The organism is Trujillonella endophytica, from assembly GCF_900110555.1.
GTDB lineage: Bacteria > Actinomycetota > Actinomycetes > Mycobacteriales > Geodermatophilaceae > Trujillonella > Trujillonella endophytica.
The window spans coordinates 300,668-306,867 of record NZ_FOEE01000005.1; the positions used below are offsets into that span (position 1 = coordinate 300,668).

A 6,200-nucleotide genomic window follows, 5' to 3' on the forward strand; every position below is an offset into this window, starting at 1 on the left:
GGGTCGCGGCGGCTGCGCTCACGGATGCCGGCCGGCGGCCAGCCCCCACTCCTGCAGCACCCGACGGGCCTCCTCGTCGGCCGCCTCGACCGACGGGGCGCTCGCGTGCCCGGGCGCGGCGGCCCAGGCGGCGACGCACAGCGCCCGCAGGCCGTCCAGCCCGTCGCCGGAGGCCTCCCCGCCGGGTGGAGTTCCCTCCGCGGCGTGGCCGAGGACCAGCCCGCCGCTGCCGGACCGGGCCCACCAGGCCCCGCAGCGCCACCCCTGCCCCTCGGCCAGCACCTGCGGGTGCGGTGTCAGCAGACCGGCGCAGTCGTGGGCGAGCAGGTCGGGGCGCCGCCCCGGGTCGGCCGCCAGCAGCTCGGCGGGCCCCGTCACGCCGGTGAGCACGAGCAGGCTCGCCGCACCGGCCCGGCGGGCGCCCTCGATGTCGGTGTCCAGCCGGTCGCCGACCACCAGGGGCGTGCGCGCGCCGGTCCGCCGCACGCACTCGGCGTGCATGGCCGGATCGGGCTTGCCGGTGACCAGCGGCTCCTGCCCGGTCACGGCGGCGACCACGCCGACCATCGCTCCGTTGCCCGGCAGGGGTCCGCGCGGGGAGGGGATCGTCGCGTCGGTGTTGGTGGCCACGTGCCGCGCCCCGGACCGCACGGCGACGACCGCCTCTGCCAGCTGCGCCCACCCGACCTCGCGCCCGTAGCCCTGCACGACGGCGACGGGGGCGTCCTCGGCGCGCTCGACCACGGTCAGGCCTGCCGCCCGCAGCGCCGCCGCCACCCCGGGACCGCCGACAGGCAGGACGCGGGCACCGCTCCCCCACCGCTGCGCGACCACGGTGGCCGCGGCCTGGGAGCTAGTGATCACGTCGTCGGGGGCCGCGGGCACGCCGAGCTCGGTCAGGTGGGCGGCCACCTCCTCGGGCGTGCGGGCGGCGTTGTTGGTCACGAAGCCCAGCCGCATGCCGGCCGATCGCGCTGCCGCCAGGGCCTCCGGGACGCCGGGCACCGCGTCCGGACCGACGTAGACCACGCCGTCGAGGTCGAGCAGGGCCACGTCGTGGGCCGCCGTCGGGGCCTGCGCGCACCCCGCGCTCAGCGGAACCCGCTCGCCGAGGCTCACCGGGCACCCCGGGTGCGTCGGGCGCGGACCCCGCGCAGCTCGCGCGCGTAGTGACCCAGGTCGGGCCGGAGCGCCACGGCGAGGGCGAGGTGCTCGGCGGCCAGCTCGAGTTCGCCGGCGCGGCTGGCGGCCAGGCCGAGGCCGAAGTGGGCGTAGTCGTCGGCGGGGTTGGCGGCGATCAGCCGCGCGAAGCTCTCGATCGCCTCCCGGTAGCGGCCGGCGTCGTGCTGCGCGCGGGCCAGCGCCTCGCGCAGGCTCCGCGACTCCGGCTCGACCTCGGTCGCCCGGGCCAGCAGGGTCGCCGCGGCCGCCGGATCGCCGCCGGCGAGCAGTTGGAGGCCGCGCTGATACCACTCGTAGACGCCGCCCTCCGGCGCACCCGACCCGGTCACCGCCGCGCCTCCCGTCCGGGCCGCTACCGCCCACGCCCGCCCGCTGCGCCTCGCCCCGGCGCCGACGACGTCCGCGGCGGCGGGCCGCGGTGGGCCGCTCCTACGATCTTCTGTGTGCCGCCGTCGTCGTCCAGCCCCCCGCCCGGTACGACGACGGGGTTGGACGTGCGGCCCTTCCGGGCCCTGACCTACCGGCAGCGAGATCCCGGGCACCTGGCCCGGGTCAGTTCGCCAGCCTACGACCTGGTGACGACCGCGGCCCGCGACCGGCTCGCCACCGCCGATCCGCACAACGTCGTCCGGCTCATCCTGCCCGAGCCCGCGGGCCCCGGGGAGGCGGTCCGGCAGCCGGCTGACCGGCTGCGCCTGGTCATGGCCCACGCCGCCCGGACACTGCGGGAGTGGGAGACAGCGGGGGTCCTGCAGCGTGACGATCGCCCCGCACTGTGGGTCTACGAGCTCCGCCCCTCCGACGGCACGCCGGCGACGATCGGCTGGCTGGGTGCGGTCGCCCTCCCCCCGCCGGGCTCGCCGGCCGTCCTCCCGCACGAGGACACGTTCCCGGCCGCCGTCGAGGGTCGGCGCGCCCTGCTCGCGGCGACCGAGACCGACCTGGAGCCGATCGTTCTCGCACACGATCCGGACCAGGAACTCTCCGAGCTCACCGCGGCGGCGCGATCCGGCGAGCCCTCCCTGCGGCTGGTCGACGACGACGGCGTGGACCACCGGCTGTGGCGCGTGACCGACGTCGACGTCCTGGCGGGCGTCGGCGCCGCCCTGGCCCGCACGACCGCCGTCATCGCCGACGGACACCACCGGTTCGCCGCCGCCCAGGCGCACGCCCGCGAGGTCCGCGGCACGCCGGAGCACCCCGCCGTCCTGGCCCTGGTCACCCCGATGGGCCCGGGCGGCCTGCGGGTGGAGCCGATCCACCGCGTCGTCCCCGGACTCGACCTCGCCACGGCCGCCGCCTCGGCCGCCCGCGGCTTCCGGGTCACGCCGCTCGACGTGCCCGACGACGCCGCGCTCCGGACGGCGGTGCGCGACTGGCAGGCCGATCCCGGCCGGTCCGGGTTCCTCGTCACCGACGGCACCGGCCTCCTGCGGCTGGACCGACCCGACGACGCGGTGCGGGCGGCGGTTCCGACGGAGGCGCCGTCGGCGTGGCAGCGCCTGGACGTCGTCCTCGCCCACCACGGGTTGTTCCAGCGCCTGTGGGGGCTCGGAGACGGTCCGGACGACGTGCTGGTCGCCCATGACCTCGCGCAGGCCCTGCAGTCGGCCGTGGAGCGCGGCGGTGTCGCGGTGCTCCTCCGGGCGCCCTCCCCCGGGGACGTCGCGGCCGTCGCGCGAGCCGGTGCCCGCATGCCGCGCAAGTCGACGCTCTTCGTGCCCAAGCCCCGCACCGGCCTGGTGTTCCGCCCGCACGGCGCCTGAGTCGCTCACGCCGTCGCGCTGGCCGAGGTCGCCGCGCTCCGGGTGACCTTGCGCCCCCGTCGGCAGTTGACCTCGACCACCGACGCCGTGCCGGTCGGCGTGCGCCAGAACCGGCGCTGCAGGGCCCCCTCGATCTCGACGACGTCCCCGGGCTCCCAGGCCGCCACCCGCCGCTGCAGTGCCCGGTCGAAGGTGACGCACTGGAGCACGTCGAGCGTCTGGCCCCGGGCCTGGGGCTGCGGCCGGCGCACCTTCAGGCGGAACGACACCACCGTGTCACCGCTGGGCAGCTCCCGGTGCTCTGCGGGGGCGGCCATCCGCCCCCGCAGCACCACGTCGTTCCGGTCGATCACTGCGACGCTCATGGCCAGCAGCCTCCCGGCCGCGAACCCCCACCGCGCCGGGCACACCCGGGTTGTGGACGCCCGTCCGGCGTGTGGACGGGCCGGACGAGAACGTCAGAGCCCTGTGCTCAGCGCTCCTCGACCGGCTCGGCGCCGCTGTCGGGCTCCGTCTCGCCCAGGAGCTCGGCGACCTCGGCCTCGATGTCGGCCTCGGAGGTCCCGGGCAGGTCGAGGATGTCGTCCTCCAGCGGGATCCGCGCCACGGTGACGTCGGTTGCGGGCTCCCCGGCCTCGCCGTCACCCGCGTCCTCGTCGAGATCCAGGACCCCGTCGTCCTCGTCCTCGTCGTCGACGGCCGTCGCCGGGTCCAGGACCTCGTCGTCCGAAGCCTCGACGTCGTCCTCGGGCAGCTCCACCTCACCGAAGGCGATGTCCTCGTCCTCCTCCTCGTCCGTGGCCGCGGCCACCGCCGCCTGCCACCGCTCCGCCTCGGAGGACCCGGAGGCGGTCAGCAGCTCCGCGTACGCCGTGACCAGCCGCAGGACCGCCTCATCGGTCAGGTCGAGGTCGTCGAGCCGGGGCCGGCCACCGAGAGCGTCCTCGAGGACCAGCAGCGCCGCCGGCACCTCACCCTGGTCGGCGCGGGCCCCTGCTTCGACCAGTCGCAGCTCGGTCACCTCGTCCTCGGGCGCGCCGGCGTCCAGCGCCTCGCGGACGAGCCGGAGGGCGACCTCGGGCCGGCCCAGCGCGCGCTCGCAGTCGGCCAGCACGGCGCGGTAGCCCGCGTCGCCACTCATCCGGCGGTAGGCCCGCAGCTCACGCGTCGCCTCGGCGTAGTCACCCGCGTGGTACGCGGCGACCCCGACCGCCTCCCGGACGACGGCGATCCGCGACGCGCGGTCCCGGGCGGCGCGGGCATGCGCCAGCGCCAGCTCCGGCTCGTCGTCCACGACGGACCCCGCGACCACGAGGTGCGCGGCCACCCGCTGGGCGTTGCGCGGTTCCAGACCCTTCAGCGCGTTCCGGACCGCCGGATCGAGCTCGCCCGGGTCGGCCCAGTCGGGGATCTCCGGCCCGGCGGGCAGCGGCGGGGTGCGGTCGGTGGGGCGGTCGGCGCGCGGCCGATCCGTGGGCCGCGCCGGCCGTCCGCGGCCGTCGGCCGGACCCCGGTCTCGGCGCGGGCCGCCGGTGCCGCCGCGCTCCGCCGACGGACGACGCTCGCGCCAGCCGCCGGACGCGCCGCCGGACGGACCCGCGGAACGGCCCGTACCGCCCGCGGACCGCTCGGTGGACGGACGACGGTCACGCCAGTCGCTCCCGGGAGCGCCGGTGGAGGCGCCCGGACGACGCGGCCGGTCGTCGGGGCGGTGTGCTCCGCCCGCGCCGGTGGCCCGATCCGCCGACGGACGACGCTCGCGCCAGTCGCCACCAGCGGACGGAGCCCTGCGGGGGCGGTCCTGGTCGGCGCCGCCGCCCGAGCCGTAGGTCGGTCGTGCACCACGCGCAGCGGACGTGGCCCCGGGACCGCTGCGGCGGGCCCCGCCGCCGGGACCGCCCGTGCCGGTCCGTCCGCGGCTGTCGCCGGAGGGGGCGTCGCGGCGCCACTGCGGCCGCTCACCGTCGGACCGGCCGCGACCGGACGGCTGCGCGTCCCGTCCGGCGCCCCACGTCGGGCGCTCGCCGCGATCGGCGCCGCCGGGCCCTCCGCGTCCCCCTGCGGTCGGTCGGCTCCAGCTGGTCGGCCGCTCCCCACTTCCGCGGGCACCCGGACGGCCGGCGGACGGAGAACGGTCCCGCCACGTCGAGGGGCCGGCCGCTCCGGTGTCCCGGCGGGGACGGTCGTCGCGCGAGGGACGCTCCTCCCACTGCCGCCGCGCTGCCGGCGGTCGCTGGTCACGGGTTCCCCCGTCGGACCGTCCACCACCGAACCGGTCGGACGACCGAGGACCACCCGTCCGGTCCGACGACCGGGGTGCAGCGGTGCGGTCCGACGGGCGGCCGCCGCCGCTTCCCCCACTGCGGAATCCACCGGAGCTGCCGCGAGACGCACTCGCGCCGCCGCGGGGAGCGCCGCCACCACCCCGAGGCGCACCCGCGCCGCCACGAGCCGCACCAGAACCACCCCGAGGCGCACCCGTGCCGCCACGGGGCCCGCCGGACCCACCCCGGGGCGCACCGGCGCCGCCCGCACCGTCCCGGCGTGGCCGGTCGGTCCCCCCGTCACGGCTCTCTCGTCCGCTGCCGTCTCGCCGGGGTCCAGTCATGGGGTGTCGATACCTCGATGCTCGTGCGCGCAGCCTCTGGTGCGCGGAATGGTGCGGAATGGGTCATGGCATGGGTGGACAACGCAGAAACGGGGGTCGGAGCCTGTGGCTCCGACCCCCGTTCTGTGAATGGTTGTCCGGCGGTGTCCTACTCTCCCACCCCGTCTCCAGGGCAGTACCATCGGCGCTGAGAGGCTTAGCTTCCGGGTTCGGAATGGGACCGGGCGTTTCCCTCTCGCCATGACCGCCGTAACTCTGTGAACTTGTCGACCCCTTCCGCGGTTCCGCGGCCGGCCCCGATCACAGGGGGCGGCACGGAACGACCGGGGTGGTCGTTCGTTCAGAGCTGCACAGTGGACGCGTGGTTCTTCGACAGCCACGGTGTTCGTGGTTGGAAGTGGGTTGTGTGGTCAAGCCCTCGGCCTATTAGTACCGGTCAGCTCCACACCTTGCGGTGCTTCCACTTCCGGCCTATCAACCCGCTGGTCTGGGCGGGGGCCTTACCCGGTTGACCCGGTGAGAGACCTCATCTCGAAGCGAGCTTCCCGCTTAGATGCTTTCAGCGGTTATCCCTGCCGAACGTAGCCAACCAGCAGTGCACCTGGCGGTACAACTGGCACACCAGAGGTTCGTCCGTCCCGGTC

At 76.8% G+C, this 6,200-nt stretch carries 5 protein-coding genes and 2 rRNA genes; 1 reads left to right on the top strand and 6 read right to left on the bottom strand.

Translation table 11 applies throughout. The features are described from left to right. Window positions 1-18: 18 nt before the first annotated feature. Together BMY88_RS10610 and BMY88_RS10615 are read right to left on the bottom strand one after the other, a co-directional pair. Entirely contained in the window at window positions 19-1,119 is a 1,101-nt protein-coding gene (locus BMY88_RS10610; protein ID WP_170861056.1) for an HAD-IIA family hydrolase, read from the bottom strand. Further along, window positions 1,116-1,511 (bottom strand): tetratricopeptide repeat protein, encoded by a 396-nt coding sequence (locus tag BMY88_RS10615; protein WP_091942848.1) that lies wholly within the window; start codon window positions 1,509-1,511, stop codon window positions 1,116-1,118. Before BMY88_RS10615 ends, BMY88_RS10610 begins: the two co-directional genes overlap by 4 nt. Before the next feature lie 165 nt (window positions 1,512-1,676). On the opposite strand from BMY88_RS10615, the gene BMY88_RS10620 reads away from it, so the two are divergent. Further along, complete coding sequence (locus BMY88_RS10620) at window positions 1,677-2,948, top strand: DUF1015 domain-containing protein (RefSeq protein WP_244524590.1); 1,272 nt, start codon at window positions 1,677-1,679, stop codon at window positions 2,946-2,948. Between the two features lie 5 nt (window positions 2,949-2,953). Here the strand turns inward: BMY88_RS10620 and BMY88_RS10625 are convergent, their stop codons facing one another. The 4 genes from BMY88_RS10625 to BMY88_RS10640 all read right to left on the bottom strand — a co-directional run. Continuing rightward, on the bottom strand, window positions 2,954-3,313 hold the full coding sequence (locus BMY88_RS10625; protein ID WP_091942851.1) for a single-stranded DNA-binding protein: 360 nt from the start codon (window positions 3,311-3,313) through the stop codon (window positions 2,954-2,956). Window positions 3,314-3,420: 107 nt separating this feature from the next. Further along, window positions 3,421-4,275, bottom strand: coding sequence for a hypothetical protein (locus BMY88_RS23825; RefSeq protein WP_091942853.1), 855 nt, complete (start codon window positions 4,273-4,275; stop codon window positions 3,421-3,423). A 1,416-nt stretch (window positions 4,276-5,691) separates the two neighbouring features. Next, a 5S ribosomal RNA gene (gene rrf, locus BMY88_RS10635) occupies window positions 5,692-5,808 on the bottom strand. A gap of 154 nt (window positions 5,809-5,962) precedes the next feature. Next, window positions 5,963-6,200 (bottom strand): 23S ribosomal RNA (locus tag BMY88_RS10640); the annotation flags it as partial.